Raw genomic sequence first — 20,331 nt, forward strand, 5'->3', positions numbered from 1 at the left:
CCCTCCCCCTGGCCCTCTGGCTGACTGGTCCCGCGTTAGAATGGGCGCTGATAGGGGGACGAAGGAGCTCGCCCCATGGTCACCGCTTGGTTTCGCTTTTACGAAGAGCTGAACGACTTTCTCGCCCCCGAGCGCAGGAAGACCGAGTTCGAGTACCGCTGCGCCCGGGCGGCGACGGTGAAGAACGCCATCGAGGCGCTGGGGGTGCCCCACACGGAGGTGGAGCTGATCCTGGTGAACGGGGAGTCGGTGGATTTCTCCTACCGGGTGCGGGAGGGGGACCGGGTGAGCGTCTATCCCAAGTTCGAGGCGCTGGACGTGGGGCCCCTGGTGCGGGTGCGGCCGCGGCCCCTGCGGGAGACCCGCTTCATCGCCGACGCCCACCTGGGGGGACTCGCGCGGCTTTTGCGCATGCTCGGGTTCGACACCCTGTACGACAACACCTGCGACGACTTCGACATCTGCATGCAGGCGAAGCGGGAAGGTCGCATCATCCTCACCCGGGACCGGGAGCTGCTCAAGTGCCGCAGCATCACCCACGGCTGCTACGTGCACGCGCGCAAGCCCCAGGAACAGCTCAAGGAGGTGGTGGAGCGGCTGCAGCTCGCCTCCAGCGTGCGGCCCTTCTCCCGCTGCCTGCACTGCAACCTGCCCCTCGCCCCCATCCCCAAGGAGCAGGTGCTCGAGCGCCTGCCGCCCACGGTGGCCCAGGTCCACGAGCGCTTCAGCACCTGCGAGGGCTGCCACCGGGTGTTCTGGGAAGGCAGCCACTGGGAGCGCATGCGGGCGCTGCTCAGCGATTGCCTGCCGCTCGCAGGCGCGGGCGGCGTGGAAAGGGCTGGCGCATGAAGGGGGAGGATTGGGCCGGGCTCGCCAGCGCGCGGGCGGTGTGGGACTTCACCACCGGCGACCCCAGGCGCTTCCAGGACCGGCTTTCCCTGCTGCTTCACGCCCTGGCACAATTCCGCGGCCAGGGCATCGAGCCGGATTTCGTGCTGCTCCTGCACGGCCCCGCCACCAAGTTCGCCGCCCGGACCCTGGCGGGCACCAAGTTCGACCCGGCGGAGGAGGCCGCCCTCGCCGAAGGTCGTGCCCTGATGCACGGCGCCCTCCAGGCCGGCGTGCGCATCGAGGTGTGCAGGATCGCCATGGAGCGTTGCCGCATCGGAGAAGACAACCTGCTGCCGGGCCTGGAGGTGGAGGAGAACGTATTCGTCAACGCCATCGCTCTGCAGAATCGGGGCTATGCCTATATCCCGATCGGGTAGCGGGACCCGGGACGGGCGCGGGATCAATGCCTTGTGGTAGCCGCTTCCTGCGCCTGCCATGCCTCGCGAAGCCGGCGCTCGGCCTCCTCCAGGCGGCCGCTCGCCTGGCGCTCCGCCGCCCGGGCCCGCTCGAGCCGAGACTCGGCTTCCTGCGCTTCGCGGCGGGCGCGGTCCAGCGCCCGCTCCGCCTCCGCCACCCGCTGCCGGGCGGCTTGGAGCGCTTCGGTCGCCTGGGCCGTGGCGGCGCGCGCGGCCTCGAGCTCCCGGCGCGCGAACTCGAGCCGGTACTGCAGCGTGGTGATGGGTTCCGGGTCCGCGGCCGGCGCCATCACGGCGGACCCCATCCCGACGACGAGGGCGATCGCGGCGCGCAGCTTGGGGCTCATGGGGCTCAGGGCTGCTTGACCCGGATGGCCAGGGCGTAGCACAGCAGCCCCTCCCCCCGGCCGATGGCCGCCAGATCGGTGCAAGCGAGGTGGGCCACCCCATCCGCCCCCGCTTCGGCGGCCGCCGCCCGCGCCGCGGTGGCCGCCGCCTCCCGGGTCTCGAACAGGGGGTAGCGGAACATGGCGGGGATCGATTCCACCCACAGCCGTTTCACCACCGTGTACCGACTGGCCACGAGGTGGGCGGGCTCGTAGACCCGGACGCCCTCGCTGGGCGCCTGGGGCCGGGCCGCTTCCCATGGGACGAGCAGGGCGGCGGTGAGGACGAGGGGTAGCGGGCGGCGGGGGGACATAAGCCTAGCTCCTCCATGGCGTGAAAAGACCGGCGGTCCGGCGGCTCGCCGGCGACGCCGTGATGATGCTTATTGTACGGCGCCGTCCGGGTAGCCACCCATCCCGATTCGCCGTAGACTTCGGCGGTGCCGCCCGTTGCGGCGGCCGTTAGCGACGAAAGGAGTTCATGAGCACCAAACAGACCACCCAGAACATGGCGCTATTCTGCGACTTCGAGAACATCGCCCTCGGGGTGCGCGACGCCAAGTACGACAAGTTCGACATCAAGAAGGTGCTCGAGCGCCTCCTGCTCAAGGGCAACATCGTGGTGAAGAAGGCCTACTGCGACTGGGACCGCTACAAGGCGTTCAAGCCGGCCATGCACGAGGCGGCGTTCGAGCTGATCGAGATCCCCCACGTGCGCCAGTCGGGCAAGAACTCGGCGGACATCCGCATGGTGGTGGACGCCCTGGACCTGTGCTACACCAAGTCCCACGTGGACACCTTTGTCATCATCAGCGGCGACTCGGATTTCTCGCCTCTGGTGTCGAAGCTGCGGGAGAACAACAAGATCGTGATCGGCGTAGGGGTGAAAAAATCCTCCTCTGATCTCCTTATCAGCAACTGCGACGAGTTCATCTACTACGATGACCTGGTACGGGAAGCAGAGCGCTCTCAGCGCAAGCGGCGCAGGACAAAAGCCGCTACGGCGAAACCCGAGGAGAAGAAGGCGGAGTCGAGCGAGGAGGAGAAGAAGCAGGAGGCGCTGGATCTCGTGCTCGCGACGGTGGAGGACCTGTTCGAGGAGCGGGGCGAGGAGGAAAAGGTATGGGGGTCGATGGTCAAGCAGGCCATCAAGCGCCGCAAGCCCGGCTTTAACGAGAGCTACCACGGGTTCAAGACCTTCGGGCAGCTTCTGGAAGAGGCCCAGGCCCGGGGGTTGCTGACTCTGGAGCGGGACGAAAAGTCAGGCGGCTACATCATCCGGGGCTTCGCCCACGAGGATTGAGGTCATCCGGCGCCGGCGGCGCGGGTTGCTTCCGGGCGCCGTCCTGCTATAAATAAAATCGATAAAACCAGCCCAGCGCCCGCTGCGCCGGAAGGGACCTCTGAACCATTCAGGGGCCTCTAAGGAGGTGCTCATGTCAGTCCCTTTTCCCTCCCCGCTCCCGGAAGAAAGCCTCGACTTCGATGAACTCCTCGCCTTGCGGCTGTCCCGGCGCACCCTGCTCAAGGGATCCTTGAGCGTGGCTGCCCTGTCGCTTTTCGGCGGCTGCCGCGCCCTGGAAATGACGCAGAAAAGGGGGCCGCTCCTCGGGTTTACGCCGGTGCCCGTCTCCAGGGCGGATACGGTGGTGGTGCCGGCCGGGTACACCTGGCAAGTGGTGAATGCTTGGGGCGATCCCATCATGCCCGGCGCCCCGGACTTCAAGCCCGATGCCAGCAACACCGCGGCCGAGCAGGCCATGCAGTCGGGCATGTTCCACGACGGCATGCACTATTTCCCTCTGCCCAAGGGCTCCGACTCCTCCACCCATGGGCTGATCGCCATCAATTACGAGTACACCGACGACAACCTGCTGACGCCCGAGGGCATGGACCCCTGGACCGCTGAGAAAGTGCAGAAATCCAAGAACGCCCATGGACTGGGGGTGTACGAGGTGCGCTTCGAAGGGGGCCGCTGGCGCACGGTACGGGATTCACGCTACGGTCGCCGTATCACCGCGGACACACCCTTTACCATCCGTGGCCCGGCGGCCGGTCATCCCTGGATGCGGACAGTAGCAGACCCGGCTGGGCGTACAGTTCTGGGCACATTCCAGAACTGCGCCAACGGCGTCACCCCTTGGGGCACGTATCTCTCGTGCGAAGAGAACGTCAACGCCTATTTCATCAACGACACCGGCAAGATCAGCCCGCTGGAGGACCGCTACGGCATCGGGCCGTCCAAGGATAGCTGGGGCTTCCGCTGGCACGAATTCGACGAGCGCTTCGACGCTGGCAAGCACCCGAACGAGCCCAACCGCTTCGGCTGGGTCGTGGAGTTCGACCCCTTCGATCCGAAGAGCGTCCCGGTGAAGCGCACCGCCATGGGCCGCTTGGCCCATGAGGGAGCGATGCTGTCCCTCGCCCCAGACGGGCGGGTAGTCTACTACATGGGAGACGACGACTACCGCTCCAAGTTCGAACATATCTACAAGTTCGTGAGCAAGCGGCCCTGGGTGAAGGGGGGCGGCGCCGCAGAAAATCAGGACATCCTGGACGAGGGGACCCTCTACGCCGCCCGCTTCCACGCCGACGGTACCGGGGAGTGGCTGGAGCTTATTCAGGGCAAGAATGGGCTCACCCCGGAACGGGGATTCGCCTCCCAGGCGGAAGTGCTCATCAATGCCCGCACTGCCGCAGACGTGGTGGGGGCCACCTACATGGACCGGCCCGAATGGATCGCAGTCCACCCCCGCACCAAAGAGGTCTACGTGAGCCTGTCCAACAACACCGCCCGCGGCAAGGGCAAGCCTTTGCAACAGAAAGATCCGGTGGGCGCGGACGCCGCCAACCCACGTGCTCCCAACCTCATGGGCCATATCGTGCGCTGGCGGGAAGCGAACGGAGATCCCAGCGCCACCCGTTTCACCTGGGACGTGTTTCTGCTGGCGGGTGATCCCGCCCACCCAGATTCCTTGAAGCGGGGCAACGCTCCCGGAGGCGTTGCCTTCGCCCAGCCCGACGGCCTCTACATCGACCGGCGCGGCGTGCTGTGGATCCAGACCGATTCCTCCGCCCAATTGATGGCCACCAAGGATTGGGCGAACATCGGCAACAACCAGATGCTGGCCGCCGACCCGGGGACCGGGGAGGTGCGCCGTTTCCTGACTGGCCCGGTGGGCTGCGAGATCACCGGGATCCAATTCACCCCGGACCACCGCACCCTGTTCGTCAACATCCAGCATCCGGGAGAAGCGCCCCTGCCGCACCCGGGGCGCAACGACCCGAAGAACCCCAAGGCCATCAGCGCCTGGCCGGAGGGTGAAAAGGGTGGCCGCCCGCGCTCGGCCACCATCGCTATCCGCCGCGCGGACGGCGGCATCATCGGCACATAAGGGAGCGCGGTTCCTTTCTTTCACCTGGCGGGCCGACCCGCCAGGCCCCCCTTCAGGTCGGGTGGTGGCCGCCGCTCGCCTCGATGAGGCCGTATTCCTCGGTGACGTCCAGGGGCGAGACGATGGCCAGCAGCACGCCCACGATGACCGCGTCGGCAGTGGCGGCGGTGGACTCGCTGAAGCCCATGATTACGCGAAAAGGGCCGTCATCACGACGGCCCTTGGGAGCATCAGGGCGGTACCGCAGCTCCTCTCCGCCCCTCGAGACCTGCGAAGGTCTCGTCTTTCGAAGCGAACGCCATCTCAAGCCTGGTGACCCTTGCGCCAGGCCAGGTGGCCGGCATGCGCCATCGCCCAGAACGTGAAGCCGATCACCAGGATACCAACCGCGACCGCGTTATAGGTCGCCGCCGCGAAGGTGCTGAAACCCACCACCCACGGCGAGATGATCAGCCATACGCCAAAGGCGACGTTCAGCCACTCCTCCCACACCTTGGGCGTATAGAGGCAGACGACGGAAAAGATCGCCACCGCAGCGCCAAGGAGATAGGAGTTCCACGCGACGGCGCTCATCTTATCCTCGAACCCCAATACCCAAGGGGAGATGAACAGCCACACCCCCAGCGCCAGGGTTACCCAGTCCTGCCAACGCTTGGTGGTGCCCATTCAGTCACCTCCTTTCGCTAGCTTGCCGGGTTTATCTCCATCTCCTTTCTTTTAGACCGCCGCCGGAAACCCCGTGTTCCGTCACACTCCTTCAGGAACAACGAGTTGCTATGCAACAAGGGGGCCTCACCCGAGGGCTTTTTCTACCCCCCGGAGGGGCCGCCCGCCGGTATATCGCCGGACATGGCGGAAGCGAGGCATCCCCCTGGGGCCCTCCCGTGCCAGAAGACGCCGGCGAAGGTGGCCTTGGCCAGGGGCGGAGCGGGCTGGGCCGATGCACCGGCGCTCGGGGTCGGAGAGCGGCCCGCGGCGTTGCCCTGACGAGTCGCGGGGGCGGCCCCTCGTTACTCCCCGCGCGGCCCGTGCCGGCCGCGGTCCTTGCGCAGCTCCTTCATCTTCTCCAGCACCGCCGGCCGCTGCGCCAGTGACTCGGCAGGCATGCGGCGCCGGTGCTGGCCGTGGACGCGGTGTTCGAGCCGTTCTTCGACGCCGACGGCACGGCTAATCGCGGCGGCTACGGCCTCGGGCTGGCGATCGCCAAACGCGCCGTCGAGGCCCACGGCGGCTGGATCCGCGCCGCTAACAGCCCGGAAGGGGGCTGTGCGTCGAGATCACGCTGCCACGGGGCTAGTCATGCCGGCTCATTTCACTTGCGGGCTTTGCCCCACAGCGCTTCCAGCCGCTGGTCCCGCCCGCAGCCGTTGCGATAGAACGCGTAGCGGATCGGGTTCTTCTTGTAGAAGTCCTGGTGGTATTCCTCGGCCGGGTAGAACTTCCCCGCGGGTACGATCTCGGTCACGATCGGCTCCTTGAAAGGCTTGGTCTGTTCCAGCTTCCGCTTCGAGGCCTCCGCCAGCCGTTTCTGCTCCTCGTCGTGGTAGAAGATGGCGGTGCGGTACTGGTCGCCCACGTCGCAGAACTGCCGGTTGGGGGTGGTGGGGTCGATGCTGCGCCAGAACACTTCCACCAACGCCTCGTAGCCCACTTTCCTGGGGTCGTAGACCACCTCCACCGCCTCGGCGTGACCGGTCCCGCCCGCCGAGACCTCCTTGTAGGTGGGATGGGTTGTGTGCCCGCCGGTGTAGCCGGAGGTGGTGGAGACCACGCCCTGCACCTTGTCGAAGTCGGCTTCCACGCACCAGAAGCAGCCGCCGGCGAAGGTGGCCTTGGCCAGGGGCGGAGCGGGCTGGGCCGATGCGCTGGCGCCCAGGATCGCGGCCAGCAGGCCCATGGCAACGCAGGTGACGGATTTCATCGGCAACCCCCTCCCTTAGGAATCCTGCTCAACCCTTAGACCGTCTGACGGCGTCGGCGCTTACACGGGGCGATCCGGCTTCTGCTTTTGATCGATTTTATCGATCATTAAACCAAATACAATTCGTTTCTCTCTATATGGGAGAATGATTATTATTGGCTTCGAACGCGGACAACACGGCCGCATGAGGAACAAAACGAGGCCTGCCATGATCAAGACCATCACCTTCGGGATCGTGCACTTCAGCGTCGCCTTCGGCGTGGGCTACGCCCTGACCGGCAGCGTAGCCTTGGGCGGCGCCATCGCCCTCCTCGAGCCCGCCCTCAACACGGTGGCCTATTTCTTCCACGAAAAGCTCTGGGAGCGGCTCCGCGCCCGGCGGTCCGCCGGCAAGCGGAGCCGCCCGGCCGCCGGCGCGGGCTGGCTAGTTCAGGCGGGGGGTGCCTGAGGGGGGGTCCCAAGGCGGCGCGGAGGGCGCCGCCTTTGTGTTCGGCACCAGCGCCTTCTGTTACAGTCTGTCTTCGACCCGCGAGCTTGCGGGCGAGGAACAGGAGGCGCTGCGGGGGCTCCATGCGAAAGGCGATCGGCAGGACGTTTCTCACCGGCGTGCTGACCGTGGTGCCGGTGGTGGCGACTCTCTACCTGGTGGTGTGGCTGGCGGCCACCGCGGAAACTTTTCTCGGAGGATTGCTGAAGGCGGTCCTCTCCGAGCATCTCTATTTTTACGGCATGGGCATGCTGGCGGGCGTCGGCGTGATCTTCGCCGTGGGGTTGCTGATGCAGACCTGGGCGGTGCGGCGCCTGTTCGAGCTGGGAGAGCGCCTGCTCCTGCACATGCCCCTGGTGAAAACGGTCTACGGCGCGGTGCGCGACTTCTTCGGCCTGTTCTCCAGCGAAAGCCGCAGCGCCGCGGGACGGGTGGTGGCCGTGGAAGTGCCGGGCACCGACCTGCGCCTGGTGGGTTTTCTCATGCGCGACGACTTGACCGGGCTACCGGCCGAGCTGCACGAGAGCGGGCGGGTGGCGGTCTACCTGCCCATGAGCTACCAGGTGGGGGGCTACACGGTCCTGGTGCCCGGCTCGGCGGTGACCCCGGTGCCGTGGTCGCGGGAAGAGGCCATGCGCTTCGTCCTGACGGCGGGCTTGAGCGGTGTGCCCGCGGACGGGCCGTAGTGCCTGCCCCTGGAAGGGGGTAAGTGCGACCCGGGAGCGAGCGAGGGCGTGCCGCACCCCGCGGGCGATGCACGCCTTCGCGGTCGCAACTCCTGAGGGGCGGTCGGCGGAGCGCAGATGATCCAGGAGGCCCAGCGTGGATTCGTTGGATGAGGAGGCCCAGATGATGTGGATGTTCGGCTCCAAGCTGGTGATGCCCGCGCCGGAGGAGGCGTTGAAAGGCCGGGGGACGCCCCTGCCGGTCACCAACAAGCATTTCGTGCACGGGCGCCCGATCAAGCCGCCTTTCCCCGAGGGGATGGAGCAGGTTCAGTTCGGCATGGGCTGCTTCTGGGGCGCCGAGCGCAAGTTCTGGCCCCTGGAAGGGGTCTATACCACAGCGGTGGGCTATGCCGGGGGCTACACCCCCAATCCCACCTACGAGGAGGTGTGCAGCGGCCTCACCGGCCACGCTGAAGTGGTGCTGGTGGTCTACGATCCCCGGGTGATCTCCTTCGAGCGGCTGCTCCAGGCTTTCTGGGAATCCCACGATCCCACCCAGGGAATGCGCCAGGGCAACGACGTGGGCACCCAGTACCGCTCGGCCATCTATACCTCTACGGAAGGCCAGCGGCGGGCGGCGGAAGCCTCCCGCGACCGCTACCAGGCGGCGCTCAAGAAGGCGGGCTACCCAGAGATCACCACCGAGATCCGGGACGCGCCGCCGTTCTACTACGCCGAGGACTACCACCAGCAGTACCTGGCGAAGAATCCTCACGGCTATTGCGGTCTGGGCGGCACCGGCGTTGAATGCCCCGTGGGCGCCGGCGCCCCGTAGGATGGGTTGAGCGCAGGCGAAACGCCCCGCGCCCGGAAGCGCCTCCCGCGGGGAGCCGGCGGGTTCCCCGAGCCTGCGGGTAATACCCGGGGGATTCAGTCGCCCCCTTTAGGAGCGGGCGTGGGCCTGGGCCGGGATCGCCGGGCCGGCCCGGCGCTCGGCGATGCGGCGCCAGACTTCGGCCTTCTGGGCCTCGGTATAGGAGGGCCAGCCGGCGATCTCCTCCAGGGTGCGGAAGCAACCGCGGCAGAATTGGGTCGCCGGGTCCATGGCGCACACCTGGACGCAAGGGGAGGGGACGCCGTTCATGGGTTGCGCCTGGCGAGGATGGCCCGCGCCGCCTTGGAGTTGCTGGGGCGGCCGAGGAAGCCGCAGATGAACTCGCCCGCGTCGATGAGCCGCTCCAGGTCGACGCCGGTCTCGATCCCGAGGCCGTTCAGCAGGTACACCACGTCCTCGGTGGCTACGTTGCCGGTGGCGCCCTTGGCGTAGGGGCAGCCCCCCAGGCCCGCTACCGCGGCGTCGATCGCCGCCACCCCCCGCTCCAGCGCCGCGTAGCAGTTGGCCAGCGCCTGGCCGTAGGTGTCGTGGCAGTGCACCGCCAGGTTTTCCACCGGGATTTCCCGGGCGACGGTTTCGATCAGGGCCTTCATCCTGCCGGGCGTGCCCACGCCGATGGTGTCCCCCAGGGACACTTCATAGCAGCCCATGCGGTAGAGGGCCGCCGCCACCCGGGCCGCAGCTTCAGGCTTCACTTCCCCCTCGTAAGGGCAGCCCAGCACGCAGGACACGTAGCCCCGCACCCGCACGCCCGCTTCTAGGGCCGCGGCCGTCACTTCCCGAAAGCGCTCGAGCCCCTCTTCGATGGTGCAGTTGGTGTTCTTGCGAGAGAAGGATTCGGTGGCGGCGGCGAACACGGCGATCTCCTCCGCCCCCGCGGCCAGGGCTGCCTCTAGGCCCTTCAGGTTGGGCACCAGCACCGGGTAGGAAACCCCGGGCCGGCGGCGGATGCCTGCCAGCACCTGGGCCGTGTCCGCCATCTGGGGCACCCACTTGGGGGAGACGAAGCTGCCCGCTTCGATCACCGTGAGCCCCGAGTCGGCGAGGCGCTCGATCAGCTCGATCTTGACCGGGGCGGGCACCGTCTTGGGCTCGTTCTGCAGGCCGTCCCGCGGGCCCACTTCCACCACTTTTACCCGGACAGGCAGGCTCATGGCTACGCCTCAGCTTCCAGCACGATCAGCTCCATCCCCTCCCTCACCTGTTCGCCGGGAGTGCACCGCACCGCCTGTACGACGCCATCGGCCGGCGCGACCAAGGTGTGTTCCATCTTCATGGCCTCCAGCGTGGCGAGGGGCTGGCCTTTCACCACCCGCTCCCCGGGCTTCACCAGAACGCTGGTGACGATGCCGGGCATGGAGGCCGTGAGGCTTCCGGCGGGATGCTCCTCGGCCAGAGCCAGGGCCACCGGATCATCGAGGCTCAGCCGGTAGCAGCGGCCCTCGGCGATCAGGATGAGATCGGTCCCGGAGCGCACCACCGCAAGCCGCGCCCGCACTCCGTCCAGGTCCGCCAGCAGCTCTTCCCCCTCCAGGGCGCCCCGGGCGCAGAAGCTGCGGGACGGAAGCTCCAGGAGATAGTAACCGCGCCGGTGGCGGGCCGTCACCTGGACGCTTGCCCGTCCGTCGCGGAAGCGGAAGACCTGGCGGCTGTCCTGGTTGAGCCGCCAGCCGTCGCGCCAGTGCCAGGGGGAATGGGGATCGGAGGAGCGTTCTGCGGCGGCCTCCGCTTCCCGGTCGATGCGCAGGAGCTCCGCCAGGGCCGCCGCCGCCACGATCCACTCCGGCGTGGAGCGCTCGCCCGGGATCAGATCGTCCCGGTGCCGCTCGATGAAGCCGGTATCCAGGTCCGGCTTCAGGTAGGTGGGATGGGCCGCCAGGGCGCTCAGGAAAACCACGTTGGTGGCCACACCGGCGATGCGCGCTTGGGCAAGGGCGTGCCTCAGCCGGCGCAGGGCCCCGGCCCGGTCCAGGTCCCAGGCGATCAGCTTGGCGATCAGGGGATCGTAGTGGACGCCGATCTCGTCCCCTTCGGCCACTCCGCTGTCCACGCGCACGTGGGGGCTCTCCTCGGGCAGGCGCAAATGGAGGATGCGCCCGGGGGAAGGCTGGAAGTCCCGGGCGGGATCTTCGGCGTAGATGCGCGCTTCCACCGCGTGGCCGTTGCAGGCGATTTGCTCCTGGGAAAGGGGCAGGGGCTCCCCCGCCGCCACCCGCAGTTGCCACTCCACCAGATCCAGGCCGGTCACCATTTCGGTGACCGGGTGCTCCACCTGGAGCCGGGTGTTCATCTCGATGAAGTAGAACTCCCCGTCCTCGGCCAGGAGAAACTCCACGGTGCCGGCCCCCACGTAGCCCACCGCCCGGGCGGCGGCCAGGGCAGCCCGGGTCATCTGGGCGCGGCGCTCCGGGGCGAGCGCCGGCGCGGGCGCCTCCTCCATCACCTTCTGGTGCCGGCGCTGCAGCGAGCAGTCCCGCTCGTAGAGGTGCACCGCGGCGCCAAACCGATCGGCGAAGACCTGCACCTCCACGTGGCGGGGCCGGTGGAGGTACTTTTCCAGGAGCAACTGGTCATGGCCGAAGGCGGAGGCCGCTTCCCGACGGGCCGCGGCAAGGGCCTCGGGGAGCTCCTGTGGACGGGCGACGACTCGCATCCCCTTGCCGCCTCCGCCGAAGGCGGCCTTGATCAGAACCGGGTAGCCCAGGCGCTCGGCCTCGGCCTGGAAGGTCTCCAGCCGCTGGTCATGGCCGTGGTAGCCGGGCAGCACGGGCACCACCGCTGCCTCCATGAGCTCCCGGGCGGTGCTCTTGGAGCCCATGGCCCGGATCACTGCGGCGGGCGGCCCCACGAACACGATGCCGGCGGCGGCGCAGGCTTCCGCGAACTCGGCGTTCTCCGAGAGGAACCCGTAGCCCGGATGGATCGCCTCTGCGCCGCAGCGCTTCGCCGCTTCCAGGATACGGTCGATGCGCAGGTAACTCTCGCGCGCCGGCGCCGGGCCGATCAAGTGGGCTTCATCCGCCATCGCCACGTGGCGCGCCCGGGCGTCCGCCTCGGAGTAGACGGCCACGGCGCGCAGCCCCAAGCGGCGGGCGGTACGGATGATGCGGCAGGCGATTTCCCCCCGGTTGGCGATGAGGAGCTTGTTGAACATGGCGGCCGTCGGTTTCCCCTCGATCCAGATCAGGCCGCAGCGAACAACGAGCGCTCCACCAGGGCCGGCACCACCAGGGCGGCGAAGAGGGCGATGCCGGTGAGAACGAGGCCGAGCAGCATCAGCACGCCGCCCCGCAGCCGGGCGGCACGGCCTTGGGCGATCCGGGTGTCCACGATCACCCGGGCGCCGGGCGGGGGAAAGCGGCCGGCCTGCACGGCGCACCGGCCAAAGGAAAAAAGATAAACGCCGATGGGGATGAGGGGAGCGAAAGCGGCCAGCATCAAAAGCTTCAAGGCTCGCACCGCCTCGCGCGGATCATGCTGGAACTTCGCGACCAGCCAGGGCGCTACCAGCTCCAGCGCCAGGACCGCCAGCGCCACTAGGGCGAGGGCGGCGAAGGCGATGCGCCGTCGCAGCCGGCGGTCTGCCCGCAGGATATCGGGGGCCGGATCGCTCATGCCCTTGTGGTCCAGCGCGGAGCCCGCTTCTCCAGGAAGGCGGCCATGCCCTCCCGCCCTTCGGCGCTGGCCCGGGCCGCGGCGATGCGGCGAGCGGTTTCCAGGAGGAGCGCCTCGTCCAGCCCCCGCCCGGCCACGTCGGCCACCAGGCGCTTGGCCGCCCCCTGGGCGCCGGGCGCGCCCTGGAGCAGCGCCGCCACCAGCCCCTCCACCGCCTGATCCAGGGCGGGCGTGTCGGCCACTTCGTGCACCAGCCCCAGGCGCCGTGCAGTCTCGGCGTCGAAGCGCTCCCCGGTGGTGAAGTAGCGGCGCGCTTGGCGGGGGCCCAGGGCGGCCACCACGTAGGGCGCGACGGTGGCGGGGATCAGGCCCAGCCGCACCTCGGACAGGGCGAACTGGGCGCCGCGTGCCGCCACCGCCAGGTCGCAGCAGGCGATAAGCCCCACCCCGCCGCCGAAGGCGGAGCCCTGGACTCGGGCCACGGTGGGGCGGGGCAGGGCGTCGAGCCGCCTGAGCACCCGGGCGAGCTTCAGGGCGTCCTCCACGTTCTGGGCCTCGGTGTAGCCGGCCACCCGCCGCATCCACTGGAGATCCGCCCCGGCGCAGAAGCTCGGGCCCTCGGCGGCCAGCACCACCACCCGCACTGCCGGGTCCTGCTCCAGGTGATGCAAGGCGTCGCCCAATTGGGCGATCAGGGCGTCGTCGAAGGCGTTGTGCACCTCGGGACGGTTGAGCCGCAGCGTGGCCACGCCGCGCTTGTCAATGTCGAGCAGGATCGATGGGGAGCTCATGGGCGTCGCAAGGTCGAAGAAGCGGGGCCACGCGTCACATGCGGAAGACCCCGAAGGCGGTATTTTCAATGGGGGCGTTGAAGGCGGCCGACAGGGCCAGCCCCAGCACCCGGCGGGTCTGGGCCGGGTCGATCACCCCGTCGTCCCACAGGCGGGCAGTGGCGTAATAGGGATGACCCTGGGTCTCGTACTGGTTCCGGATCGGGGCCTTAAAGGTCTCCTCCTCTTCGGGGCTCCAGCTCTTGCCTTCTTTTTCCAGGCCGTCGCGCTTGATCTGGGCCAGCACCGAGGCCGCTTGCTCGCCCCCCATCACCGAGATGCGGGCGTTGGGCCACATCCACAGGAAGCGGGGGCCGTAGGCCCGGCCGCACATCCCATAGTTGCCAGCGCCGAAGCTGCCGCCGATGATCACGGTGAACTTGGGCACCCGGGCGCAGGCCACCGCGGTCACCATCTTGGCCCCGTCCTTGGCGATGCCGCCGGTTTCGTATTTCTTGCCCACCATGAAGCCGGTGATGTTCTGCAAGAAGAGCAGCGGCACGCCCCGCTGGCAGGCGAGCTGGATGAAGTGGGTGCCCTTCAGCGCGGATTCGGAGAACAGGACGCCGTTATTGGCCAAGATTCCCACCGGGTAGCCGTGGATGCGGGCGAAGCCCGTCACCAGGGTGGTGCCGTAGCGGCTCTTGAATTCGTCGAAGCGGCTGCCGTCGACGAGGCGCGCGATCACTTCGCGCACGTCGTAGGTCTTCCGGAGATCGGTCGGCACCACGCCGTAGAGCTCCTCCGGGGGATAGAGGGGTTCCTCCGGCTCCGCGGGCTCGAAGGGAAGGGCTTTTTTACGGTTGAGGTCGGCCACGATGCGGCGGGCGATGGCAAGGGCGTGGGCGTCGTTTTCTGCCAAATGATCCGCCACCCCGGAGACGCGGGTGTGCACATCCCCGCCCCCCAGCTCCTCGGCACTCACCACCTCCCCCGTGGCGGCCTTCACCAGGGGCGGGCCGCCGAGGAAAATCGTGCCCTGGTCCTTCACGATGATGGTCTCGTCGGACATGGCCGGCACGTAGGCGCCCCCCGCGGTGCAGGAGCCCATCACCACGGCGATCTGGGGGATGCCCAGGGCCGAGAGGTTCGCCTGGTTGAAGAAGATACGCCCGAAGTGGTCCCGGTCGGGGAACACCTCGTCCTGGGCCGGGAGATAGGCGCCCCCGGAATCCACCAGGTAGATGCAGGGCAGGCGGTTTTCCCGGGCGATCTCCTGGGCCCGCAGGTGCTTCTTGACCGTGATGGGGTAATAGGTACCGCCCTTCACCGTGGCGTCGTTGGCGACGATCACGCATTCCTGCCCCGAGACGCGCCCGATAGCCGTGACGATGCCGGCCGCGGGCACCTCGTTGCCGTACATGCCGTAGGCGGCGAGCTGGGACAGCTCCAGGAGCGGCGTGCCAGGATCGATCAGGGCGTCGATGCGCTCCCGCACGAGGAGCTTGCCTCGGGCGAGGTGCCGGCGCCGGGCCTCCTCCGGCCCGCCCTGGGCTGCCTCCTGCACCTTGCGGCGCAGGTCCTCCACCAGGGCGCCCATCGCCGCGGCGTTGGTGCGGAATTCCTCGCTCTTGGGGTCCACCTTGGACTGGATCGCCGTCATGTCACCCGGTTTCCGCAAAGAGCTCCCGCCCGATGAGCCAGCGGCGGATCTCGGAGGTGCCCGCCCCGATCTCATAGAGCTTGGCGTCGCGCCAGAGCCGCCCGGCGGGGTACTCGTTGATGTAGCCGTTGCCGCCGAGGCACTGGATCGCCTCCCCCGCCATCCAGGTGGCCCGCTCGGCGGCATAGAGGATCGCTCCGGCCGCGTCCTTGCGGGTCACTTCCCCCCGGTCGCAGGCCTTGGCCACGGCGTAGACGTAGGCGCGGCAGGCGTTGAAGGTGGTGTACATGTCGGCGAGCTTTCCCTGGATCAACTGGAATTCGCCGATGGGCTGGCCGAACTGCCTGCGCTCGTGCACGTAGGGCAGCACCACGTCCAAGCACGCGGCCATGATCCCCAGCGGGCCGCCGGCGAGCACCAGCCGCTCGTAGTCGAGACCGCTCATGAGCACCGCGACGCCCTCGTTCACCGCCCCCAGGACGTTGTCCTCGGGCACCTCGCAGTCCTGGAACACCAGCTCGCAGGTGTTGGAGCCGCGCATGCCCAGCTTGTCCAGCTTCTGGGCGGTGGAAAAGCCCTTGAAGCCCCGCTCCACGAGGAAGGCGGTGATGCCCTTGGCCCCCGCCGCTGGATCGGTCTTGGCGTACACCACCAGCACGTCCGCGTCCGGCCCGTTGGTGATCCACATCTTGGTGCCGTTGAGAATATAGCGGTCGCCGCGCTTGTCCGCCCGGAGCCGCATGGACACCACGTCGGAGCCGGCGCCGGCTTCCGACATGGCGAGCGCCCCCACGTGCTCTCCGGAGACGAGCTTCGGCAGGTAGCGCCGCTTTTGCGCCTCGGTGCCGTGGCGGCGGATCTGGTTGACGCACAGGTTGGAATGGGCCCCGTAGGACAGGCCCACCGAGGCGCTCGCCCGGCTCACCTCCTCCATGGCCACCACGTGGGCCAGATAGCCGAGCCCGGCGCCCCCGTACTCCTCCTCGACCGTGATGCCGAGCAGCCCCAGGTCGCCGAGCTTGGGCCACAGATCCCGGGGGAACTCGTTGGAGCGGTCGATCTCCGCCGCCCGGGGCGCGATCTCTTTCGCGGCGAAGCCGCGCACGGTTTCGCGCAACAGGTCGATGGTTTCGCCTAGGTCGAAGTTAAGGCTTACAGGGTTCATGATCGGCGTGGCTTCGGGAAATCAGGCAATCTGCACAGGGGCCGATGGGTGCAGGGTCGGAAATTGCTCACCACCCGCCGGTCTCGAGCCAGCGCTCGAGCTGATCCATCCGGTCCACGCCCCAGAAGGGCTCCCCGTCCACGATGAAGAAGGGCGAGCCGAACACGCCCCGGGCGAGGGCGGCGTCCGTCTCGGCGCGCAGGCGCTCCTTCACGGCGGGCTCCTGCAGCGCCGCGCGCAGCGCCTCGCCGGGAAGTCCCATCGAGGCGGCCACGTCGGCGGTCACTTCGGGGCTGGAGATGTCCCGGTCATCGACGAAGTACGCATGGAAGAGGGCCGAGGCGAGCGCCTTGGCCTTGGCGGGGTCCCGGTCCCAAAGCCAGTAGGTAGCCCGGGCGGGGGCCTGGGTCGCCACCGGGAACTTGGAGGGGATCCTCAAGGGGATGCCATAGTAGCGGGCGCAGCGGAGCATGTCCCGCCGGGCGTAGTCGCCTTTGAGGGGGACCGTGGGAAGGGGCTGCCCGCCCGTGACCTTGAAGACGGCGCCGAGCAGGATCGGGCGCCAGACCACTTCCCGGCCGTGCCGGGCGGCGAGGGCCTCGATGCGGGTGCTGGCGAGATAGCCGTAAGGGGAAGAGTAGTCGAAGTAGAAATCGATCGGTGCGCTCATGGCCTCTCCACTGCCATGGCGGTGGCCTCGCCGCCGCCGATGCACAGGGCGGCGAGGCCGCGCTTCAAGCCGTACTTCTCCAGGGCGTAGAGCAGGGTCACCAGGATGCGGGCGCCGGAGGCGCCGATGGGGTGACCCAGGGCGCAGGCGCCCCCGTGCACGTTCACCTTCTCGTGGGGGAGCTTCAGCTCCTCCATGGCCGCCATGGTGACCACGGCGAAGGCCTCGTTGATCTCGTACAGGTCCACGTCCCGGTCGGTCCAGCCCACTTTTTCGTAGAGTCTGCGGATCGCTCCCACCGGGGCGGTGGTGAACCAGGCCGGTTCCTGGGCGTGGGTGGCGTGCCCCCGGATGACGGCCATGGGTTGGAGGCCGCGCTTTTCCGCCTCGGAGCGCCGCATCAGCACCAGCGCCGCCGCGCCGTCCGAGATGGAGCTGGCGTTGGCGGGGGTCACCGTGCCGTCCTTCTTGAACGCGGGCTTCAAGGTCGGGATCTTGTCCGGGCTGGCCTTGAGGGGCTGCTCGTCCTGGGCCACGACCCGCTCTCCGTCCCGGGCTTTCACCGCCACCGGCACGATCTCCCGGGCGAAGGTCCCGTCCCGGGTGGCCGTCTGGGCGCGGGTCAGGGAGGCGATGGCGAAGCGGTCCTGGGCTTCCCGGGAGAAGCGGTAGCGGGCGGCGCACTCCTCGGCGAAGTCGCCCATGAGGCGCCCCTTGTCATAGGCGTCTTCCAGCCCGTCGAGGAACATGTGGTCCTTGAGTTCCCCGTGGCCGAGCCGGTAGCCGCCCCGGGCCCGCATCAGCAGGTAAGGGGCATTGCTCATGCTCTCCATGCCGCCCGCCACCATCACCCGGTTGGTTCCCGCCCGCAGCAGGTCATGGGCCAGCATCACCGCCTTCATGCCGGAGCCGCACATCTTGTTGATGGTGGTGCAGCCGGCGGAAAGCGCTAGCCCCGCGCCGAGGGCCGCCTGGCGCGCCGGCGCCTGGCCCTGGCCGGCGGAGAGCACGTTACCCAGGATGACCTCCTCCACGTCCCCGGGGACGACGCCCGAGCGCTCCACCGCCGCCCGGATGGCGGCGGCGCCCAGCTCGTGGGCGGTGAGCGGGCTCAAGTCCCCGAGGAGCCCGCCCATGGGAGTACGGGCGGCGGAGACGATGACAACGGGATCTTCCATCATGGCGGCACCTTTCTGTCGAGCCTCCGGTAAATCGACGACCCGGCGGGCGGCGCAGGCTCCGTCGGCCGCCCGCTCAACCCTGCACCTCCGGCTTGCCTTGGATCGTCATGAGGGTCTGCAGCAGGATGGCGCAGAGCCGTTCCGTCCCGTCCTTGACCACCGCCACGTCGGCCTGGGATACCACCAGGGAGTGGCCGGCCTTGATCACCCGGCCCCGGGCGATGAGCAGCTCGCCGTCGCCCGGAGCGAGCAGGTTCATCTTGTATTCCACGGTGAGCACGCCGGCGTCGGCCGGCATCAGGGTGAAGGCCGCGTAGCCCCCGGCCGAATCGCCGAGGGTGCCGATGACGCCCCCGTGGAAGTAGCCGTGCTGTTGGGCGAGCTCCGGGCGAAACGGGAGCCGGATCTCGCAGTAGCCGGGCCTCACCTCGGTGAGCGCGGCGCCGAGATGGCCCATGATACCCTGGCGCGCGAAGCTCGCCCGCACCCGTTCGGCGTACCTCGGGTCAGGGGCCGTGAATCCTGCCGCTTCCCGTTTCACGCCATGCCTCCGCGACGCTGCGATGGTTCAGGGGCCGGACGGGACGGCCACGCTGGCGCGTTGCCCGAGCCTTTCTTCCATGATCCGGCGGCATTGCTTTTCGAACGTCTCGATCTCCGCCAGCATGGCGTCGATGTCCCGGCGCTGCTGTTCCAGCGCCGTCTTCCGCTTGTCGAGAATGACCAGGAACTGCTGGAGCTGGGCGGTTTCGTCCCGGGCGTCGTACAGGTCGAAGAGCTCCTTGATCTCGCTTAAGGAGAAGCCTAGGCGCTTGCCCCGCAGGGTGAGCTTGAGGCGCACCCGGTCCCGGTGGGAATAGATCCGGTGACGCCCTTCCCGGGCGGGGCTCAGCAGCCCCCGGTCCTCGTAGAAGCGGATGGTACGGGTGGTCACGCCGAACTCCCGTGCCAGCTCGGTGATGGTGTACGTGGCCTCTTTCATTGTGTGTTGCAGCATGACCCCGTAGAATAAAAGCCACTATAGTTCCATCTTACGTAAACGTAAAGCCAGACCCCCCACACCCATCAGGGACCGCCATGCCCGCCAGCGTCGAACCCGTTCCTGCTTCCGCCCCCTCTGAATCTTCGCCGGAGCCGGCAGCGCCCTCCCTCCACTACCCGTTCGGCCAGCAAGCCCCCGGACCCGGGGAGCTCCTGGAAGTGGCCGACGGGGTGGGGTGGGTGCGCATGCCCCTGCCCTTCGCCCTGGACCACATCAACCTGTGGGTGCTGCGGGACGGGGACGCCTGGACGGTGGTGGACTGCGGCTACGCGGGGGAGGCCTCCCGGGCGGCGTGGGAGACCCTGCTGGCGGGCCCCCTGGCCGGGCGGCCGGTCCGTCGGGTGATCGTCACCCACTACCACCCGGACCACGTGGGGCTGGCCCATTGGCTCATTCGGCGCTTCGGCGCCGAGTTGTGGATGACCCAGGCAGAGTACCTGACCGCCCACGCCGTGTGGGACGGCCGGGCCGGCTTCGGCAAGGAACCCCTCATGGCCCTTTACCGGCGCCACGGCCTGGACGAGGCGCGGCTCGGGCACTTGAGACTCAAAGGGGAGACGTACCGGCAAGGGGTGCCGGAGCTCCCCACCCGCTACCGGCGCATCCTGGACGGGGAGGCGATTCCCATCGACGGGCGGGCGTGGACCGTGCGGGTGGGCTACGGCCACGCCCCCGAGCACGCCGCCCTCCATTGCGAGGCCCTGGGGCTTTTGATCTCCGGCGACATGGTGCTGCCCCGCATTTCCACCAACGTGAGCGTCTGGGGCAACGAGCCGGAGGGCGACCCCCTGGGCTTGTACCTGGACTCCCTAACCCGTTACCGGACGTTGCCGGAGCAGACCCGGGTGCTGCCTTCCCATGGCCTGGTCTTCACCGGGCTCAGGGCCCGCATCGACGCGCTGCGCCGGCATCATGTCGAGCGGCTGGGAACCTTGCGGGCCGCCTGCGCGCAGCCCCGCACGGCGGCGGAAGTGATGCCGGTGCTGTTCAAGCGCGCCCTGGACCCCCACCAGTTGTTCTTCGCCCTGGGAGAGACCCTCGCCCACATGAACTATCTCTGGCGCCGGGGACGGCTCGAGCGCCTGGAGGCGGAGGGCGTGTACCGCTTCCGTGCCCTGGCGAGCCCCCGTTTCGTGGAAGCGCCCGCTGGGTTGGACTAGACTTGT

26 protein-coding genes are annotated in these 20,331 nt (G+C 68.5%); 9 read left to right on the plus strand and 17 right to left on the minus strand.

The genetic code is table 11. From position 1 onward, the window contains the following. Window positions 1-75 precede the first annotated feature (75 nt). Window positions 76-849 carry a Mut7-C RNAse domain-containing protein gene (locus ACTFO6_RS08030; protein WP_439933931.1) on the plus strand — a complete coding sequence of 258 codons (774 nt, stop codon included), beginning with the start codon at window positions 76-78 and terminating at the stop codon, window positions 847-849. Next, complete coding sequence (locus ACTFO6_RS08035) at window positions 846-1,268, plus strand: DsrE family protein (RefSeq protein WP_439933962.1); 423 nt, start codon at window positions 846-848, stop codon at window positions 1,266-1,268. Before ACTFO6_RS08030 ends, ACTFO6_RS08035 begins: the two co-directional genes overlap by 4 nt. A gap of 23 nt (window positions 1,269-1,291) precedes the next feature. Here the strand turns inward: ACTFO6_RS08035 and ACTFO6_RS08040 are convergent, their stop codons facing one another. Together ACTFO6_RS08040 and ACTFO6_RS08045 are read right to left on the minus strand one after the other, a co-directional pair. After that, window positions 1,292-1,654, minus strand: coding sequence for a hypothetical protein (locus tag ACTFO6_RS08040; RefSeq protein ID WP_439933932.1), 363 nt, complete (start codon window positions 1,652-1,654; stop codon window positions 1,292-1,294). A 5-nt stretch (window positions 1,655-1,659) separates the two neighbouring features. Beyond that, window positions 1,660-2,007 carry a hypothetical protein gene (locus tag ACTFO6_RS08045; protein WP_439933933.1) on the minus strand — a complete coding sequence of 116 codons (348 nt, stop codon included), beginning with the start codon at window positions 2,005-2,007 and terminating at the stop codon, window positions 1,660-1,662. Between the two features lie 167 nt (window positions 2,008-2,174). On the opposite strand from ACTFO6_RS08045, the gene ACTFO6_RS08050 reads away from it, so the two are divergent. Further along, window positions 2,175-2,996, plus strand: a complete 822-nt coding sequence (locus ACTFO6_RS08050; RefSeq protein WP_439933934.1) for an NYN domain-containing protein — start codon at window positions 2,175-2,177, stop codon at window positions 2,994-2,996. A gap of 133 nt (window positions 2,997-3,129) precedes the next feature. Continuing rightward, on the plus strand, window positions 3,130-5,088 hold the full coding sequence (locus ACTFO6_RS08055) for a PhoX family protein (protein ID WP_439933935.1): 1,959 nt from the start codon (window positions 3,130-3,132) through the stop codon (window positions 5,086-5,088). A gap of 52 nt (window positions 5,089-5,140) precedes the next feature. Here the strand turns inward: ACTFO6_RS08055 and ACTFO6_RS08060 are convergent, their stop codons facing one another. The 3 genes from ACTFO6_RS08060 to ACTFO6_RS08070 form a co-directional block, all read right to left on the minus strand. Beyond that, a complete protein-coding gene (locus ACTFO6_RS08060) occupies window positions 5,141-5,275 on the minus strand; it encodes a hypothetical protein (protein ID WP_439933936.1) in 135 nt (44 codons plus the stop codon). 116 nt (window positions 5,276-5,391) lie between these two features. Continuing rightward, entirely contained in the window at window positions 5,392-5,754 is a 363-nt protein-coding gene (locus tag ACTFO6_RS08065; RefSeq protein WP_439933937.1) for an SPW repeat protein, read from the minus strand. A gap of 344 nt (window positions 5,755-6,098) precedes the next feature. After that, entirely contained in the window at window positions 6,099-6,314 is a 216-nt protein-coding gene (locus tag ACTFO6_RS08070; RefSeq protein ID WP_439933966.1) for a hypothetical protein, read from the minus strand. Here ACTFO6_RS08070 and ACTFO6_RS08075 point away from each other — a divergent pair. Beyond that, complete coding sequence (locus ACTFO6_RS08075; protein WP_439933963.1) at window positions 6,222-6,464, plus strand: ATP-binding protein; 243 nt, start codon at window positions 6,222-6,224, stop codon at window positions 6,462-6,464. The genes ACTFO6_RS08070 and ACTFO6_RS08075 overlap by 93 nt on opposite strands. Here the strand turns inward: ACTFO6_RS08075 and msrA (ACTFO6_RS08080) are convergent. Then, window positions 6,401-7,009 carry a peptide-methionine (S)-S-oxide reductase MsrA gene (gene msrA, locus ACTFO6_RS08080; RefSeq protein WP_439933938.1) on the minus strand — a complete coding sequence of 203 codons (609 nt, stop codon included), beginning with the start codon at window positions 7,007-7,009 and terminating at the stop codon, window positions 6,401-6,403. The genes ACTFO6_RS08075 and msrA (ACTFO6_RS08080) overlap by 64 nt on opposite strands. Before the next feature lie 208 nt (window positions 7,010-7,217). Here msrA (ACTFO6_RS08080) and ACTFO6_RS08085 point away from each other — a divergent pair, with 208 nt between their 5' ends. From ACTFO6_RS08085 to msrA (ACTFO6_RS08095), 3 genes are all read left to right on the plus strand, one after another. Further along, window positions 7,218-7,457, plus strand: a complete 240-nt coding sequence (locus ACTFO6_RS08085; protein WP_439933939.1) for a DUF2061 domain-containing protein — start codon at window positions 7,218-7,220, stop codon at window positions 7,455-7,457. Between the two features lie 122 nt (window positions 7,458-7,579). Further along, window positions 7,580-8,182, plus strand: a complete 603-nt coding sequence (locus tag ACTFO6_RS08090; protein WP_439933940.1) for a DUF502 domain-containing protein — start codon at window positions 7,580-7,582, stop codon at window positions 8,180-8,182. A gap of 163 nt (window positions 8,183-8,345) precedes the next feature. After that, entirely contained in the window at window positions 8,346-8,999 is a 654-nt protein-coding gene (gene msrA / locus ACTFO6_RS08095) for a peptide-methionine (S)-S-oxide reductase MsrA (protein WP_439933964.1), read from the plus strand. A 108-nt stretch (window positions 9,000-9,107) separates the two neighbouring features. Here msrA (ACTFO6_RS08095) and ACTFO6_RS08100 read toward each other — a convergent pair whose 3' ends face one another. From ACTFO6_RS08100 to ACTFO6_RS08150, 11 genes are all read right to left on the minus strand, one after another. Continuing rightward, a complete protein-coding gene (locus ACTFO6_RS08100) occupies window positions 9,108-9,308 on the minus strand; it encodes a DUF1289 domain-containing protein (RefSeq protein ID WP_439933941.1) in 201 nt (66 codons plus the stop codon). Next, window positions 9,305-10,213 (minus strand): hydroxymethylglutaryl-CoA lyase, encoded by a 909-nt coding sequence (locus ACTFO6_RS08105; RefSeq protein ID WP_439933942.1) that lies wholly within the window; start codon window positions 10,211-10,213, stop codon window positions 9,305-9,307. The genes ACTFO6_RS08100 and ACTFO6_RS08105 overlap by 4 nt, the downstream gene beginning before the upstream one ends. Before the next feature lie 2 nt (window positions 10,214-10,215). Beyond that, a complete protein-coding gene (locus ACTFO6_RS08110; protein WP_439933943.1) occupies window positions 10,216-12,213 on the minus strand; it encodes an acetyl/propionyl/methylcrotonyl-CoA carboxylase subunit alpha in 1,998 nt (665 codons plus the stop codon). Window positions 12,214-12,242: 29 nt separating this feature from the next. Then, window positions 12,243-12,674 carry a hypothetical protein gene (locus ACTFO6_RS08115; RefSeq protein ID WP_439933944.1) on the minus strand — a complete coding sequence of 144 codons (432 nt, stop codon included), beginning with the start codon at window positions 12,672-12,674 and terminating at the stop codon, window positions 12,243-12,245. Continuing rightward, window positions 12,671-13,465, minus strand: a complete 795-nt coding sequence (locus ACTFO6_RS08120; protein ID WP_439933945.1) for an enoyl-CoA hydratase/isomerase family protein — start codon at window positions 13,463-13,465, stop codon at window positions 12,671-12,673. Before ACTFO6_RS08120 ends, ACTFO6_RS08115 begins: the two co-directional genes overlap by 4 nt. 34 nt (window positions 13,466-13,499) lie before the next feature. Next, window positions 13,500-15,107, minus strand: a complete 1,608-nt coding sequence (locus ACTFO6_RS08125; protein ID WP_439933946.1) for a carboxyl transferase domain-containing protein — start codon at window positions 15,105-15,107, stop codon at window positions 13,500-13,502. 1 nt (window position 15,108) lies between these two features. After that, window positions 15,109-16,272 carry an isovaleryl-CoA dehydrogenase gene (locus tag ACTFO6_RS08130; protein WP_439933947.1) on the minus strand — a complete coding sequence of 388 codons (1,164 nt, stop codon included), beginning with the start codon at window positions 16,270-16,272 and terminating at the stop codon, window positions 15,109-15,111. 67 nt (window positions 16,273-16,339) lie between these two features. Further along, window positions 16,340-16,942, minus strand: a complete 603-nt coding sequence (locus ACTFO6_RS08135) for a 2-hydroxychromene-2-carboxylate isomerase (protein WP_439933948.1) — start codon at window positions 16,940-16,942, stop codon at window positions 16,340-16,342. Continuing rightward, window positions 16,939-18,120 (minus strand): acetyl-CoA C-acyltransferase, encoded by a 1,182-nt coding sequence (locus ACTFO6_RS08140; protein ID WP_439933965.1) that lies wholly within the window; start codon window positions 18,118-18,120, stop codon window positions 16,939-16,941. Before ACTFO6_RS08140 ends, ACTFO6_RS08135 begins: the two co-directional genes overlap by 4 nt. 76 nt (window positions 18,121-18,196) lie before the next feature. Next, window positions 18,197-18,664: a PaaI family thioesterase gene (locus ACTFO6_RS08145; protein WP_439933949.1), complete on the minus strand. Its 468-nt coding sequence runs from the start codon at window positions 18,662-18,664 to the stop codon at window positions 18,197-18,199. Between the two features lie 27 nt (window positions 18,665-18,691). Continuing rightward, window positions 18,692-19,105, minus strand: coding sequence for a MerR family transcriptional regulator (locus tag ACTFO6_RS08150; protein ID WP_439933950.1), 414 nt, complete (start codon window positions 19,103-19,105; stop codon window positions 18,692-18,694). 95 nt (window positions 19,106-19,200) lie between these two features. Here ACTFO6_RS08150 and ACTFO6_RS08155 point away from each other — a divergent pair, with 95 nt between their 5' ends. Beyond that, window positions 19,201-20,325, plus strand: coding sequence for an MBL fold metallo-hydrolase (locus ACTFO6_RS08155; RefSeq protein WP_439933951.1), 1,125 nt, complete (start codon window positions 19,201-19,203; stop codon window positions 20,323-20,325). Window positions 20,326-20,331: the final 6 nt, after the last annotated feature.

This window comes from Pelomicrobium sp. G1, from assembly GCF_051905455.1.
Lineage (GTDB): Bacteria > Pseudomonadota > Gammaproteobacteria > Burkholderiales > UBA6910 > Pelomicrobium.